This window comes from Isoptericola sp. NPDC060257 (assembly GCF_042726645.1).
GTDB lineage: Bacteria > Actinomycetota > Actinomycetes > Actinomycetales > Cellulomonadaceae > Isoptericola > Isoptericola nanjingensis.
Map to the genome: position 1 here is coordinate 1 of NZ_JBHXAW010000482.1, position 1,637 is coordinate 1,637.

2 protein-coding genes are annotated in these 1,637 nt (G+C 68.9%); both read right to left on the reverse strand.

The genetic code is table 11. From position 1 onward, the window contains the following. Nucleotides 1–42 precede the first annotated feature (42 nt). Nucleotides 43–375: a thioredoxin gene (gene trxA, locus ACFWEK_RS21495; protein ID WP_429762817.1), complete on the reverse strand. Its 333-nt coding sequence runs from the start codon at nt 373–375 to the stop codon at nt 43–45. 31 nt (nt 376–406) lie between these two features. Then, nucleotides 407–1,447 (reverse strand): thioredoxin-disulfide reductase, encoded by a 1,041-nt coding sequence (gene trxB, locus ACFWEK_RS21500; protein ID WP_430544838.1) that lies wholly within the window; start codon nt 1,445–1,447, stop codon nt 407–409. Nucleotides 1,448–1,637 lie beyond the last annotated feature (190 nt).

The following is a 1,637-nucleotide window of genomic DNA, read 5'->3' on the forward strand; positions in this document are numbered from 1 at the left end:
CCCGTGTTTCACGTGAAACACGGGCGGCCTTCGTGGAGGCGATCAGGCGCTCGGCGCGAGCACCGCCTCGATCTCCTCCTGCAGAGCGCGCTTCGGCCGGGCGCCGATCACGGACTTCACGAGCTCACCGCCGGAGTAGACGTTGAGCGTCGGGATCGACGTGATGCCGTAGGCCATCGTGGTGGCCTGGTTGGCATCGGTGTCCAGCTTCACGATCTTGATCTTGCCCTCGTACTCGTCCGAGAGCTCCTCGAGGATCGGGGCCACCATGCGGCAGGGGCCGCACCAGGTCGCCCAGAAGTCGACGAGGACAGGGACATCGGACTCGAGAACCTCGGCCTTGAACGTGTCGTCGGTGACGGCGACGGTAGCCATGTGTCGCTCCTTAGGGATCGGTGAGAAAAGGTCAGCCGGCAAGCGCGGCGGGGAGCCCGTCCGGGTTGGGGACGGCCGGGGTGCCGGCGAGGGACTGCTCGCCCTCGGCATCGGCCACCTCGGTGAGGTACGACTGGGCGTCGAGAGCGGCGGCGCAACCGGACCCGGCGGCGGTGATCGCCTGCCGGTAGGTGTGGTCCACCGCGTCGCCGCAGGCGAAGACGCCCGGCAGGTTGGTGCGGGTGGAGCGACCCTCGACGAGGATGTAGCCCTCGTCGTCCAGGTCGATCTGGCCCTTGACCAGGTCGGTGCGGGGGTCGTGACCGATCGCGACGAACAGGCCGGTGGTGTCGAGCTCGCGCTCCTCACCCGTGACGGTGTCGCGCAGCGTCAGCCCGGTGACCTTGTCCTCACCGGAGATGCCGGCGACCTCGCTGTTCCAGGCGAACTCGATCTTCGGGTCGGCCTGGGCGCGGTCGGCCATGATCTTCGAGGCGCGGAGCGAGTCGCGGCGGTGCACGATCGTCACCTTGGACGCGAAGCGCGTGAGGAAGGTCGCCTCCTCCATCGCGGAGTCGCCGCCGCCGACGACGGCGATGTGCTGGTCGCGGAAGAAGAACCCGTCGCAGGTGGCGCACCACGAGACGCCGCGGCCGGAGAGCTGCTTCTCCTCGGGCAGTCCGAGCTCGCGGTACGCGGAGCCGGTCGCGAGGATCACGGCGCGGGCCTTGAAGGTCTCGCCGCCGCCGGTGACGACCGTCTTGATGTCGCCGGTGAGCTCGACCTGCTCGGCGTCGTCCCACAGCACGCGGGCGCCGAACTTCTCGGCCTGCTCGCGCATCGCCTCCATGAGGTCAGGACCCTGGATGCCGGTGGGGAAGCCGGGGAAGTTCTCCACCTCGGTGGTGTTCATGAGCGCGCCACCCGCGGTGACGGAGCCCGCGATGACCACGGGCGCCAGACCAGCCCGCGCGGCGTAGACGGCCGCGGTGTAGCCCGCCGGGCCCGAACCCACGATGACGATGTCGTGCACGGTGGCCTCACCGGTGGTGTTGGTCGGCTGATCGGTCACGTTCTCTCCTGCTCGTCTGGTGGTCTTTCGCGTCCTGAGGCGCCATCGCCCTCAACATCCCGAGGGCGTGTGGTGTTCCCGGGCGACGGGTCGTCGCCCGGGAACGTCACGAGAGGACGATCTCGTTGAGCTCCAGGTAGTACTTGTCCCGGGTCTGCGGGAGCTCGGTGACCCAGATGACGAAGGAGTC